Annotated in this window: 1 protein-coding gene; it reads left to right on the top strand. The window is 76.5% G+C overall.

The features are described 5' to 3' along the window. Nucleotides 1-177 precede the first annotated feature (177 nt). Nucleotides 178-558: winged helix-turn-helix domain-containing protein (locus FNQ90_RS26160; RefSeq protein ID WP_182608559.1), on the top strand; the 381-nt coding region annotated here is incomplete at its 3' end.

Raw genomic sequence — 558 nt, forward strand, 5'->3', positions numbered from 1 at the left:
CTCCACCCCCCGGGTCACGGAAAAGTCCTCACCCCTCACCCGGGGTCATCGAGAGCCCCTCGCCGGGCCCTTCCCCGCACACCCCCGGACCGGTCGCACCGCCGGCGAAAACCCGGTCTGGCACCCGCCCGGTACGCCAACCGGCCGACAGGCCTCCGGCGTTGTAGCGTGCCGGCCATGAGCGGACCCGCCTACGAACGCATCGCCGCGACGTACCGGGAACGGATCCACGCCGGAGACCTGCGGCCCGGCGACCGCCTGCCGGCCCAGCAGGCCATGATCCGCGCCCACGGCGTGGGCCGGGACACCGTGCGCCGCGCCATCGAGGTGCTGCGCGCCGAAGGGCTGTTGGAGCCCGGCGTGCCGGGTCGGGCCGCCGTGGTAGCCGGCGGCTCCACCCCGGCCGAGCCGTTGGAGCAGCACCTGGCCCGCGCTTTCCGCGCACCCCGGGTCCTCCTGGAGGCCCGCGAGCCGTTCCCCCGTCGACTCAGCGAGGCCCTGCTGCACCGGGCCGGCGAGATCGCTCGCGTCCCCCGGCCCGGCCGGGAGAGCAGGCCC

It is taken from the genome of Streptomyces alkaliphilus (genome assembly GCF_014141535.1).
Taxonomy (GTDB): Bacteria; Actinomycetota; Actinomycetes; order Streptomycetales; family Streptomycetaceae; genus Streptomyces; species Streptomyces alkaliphilus.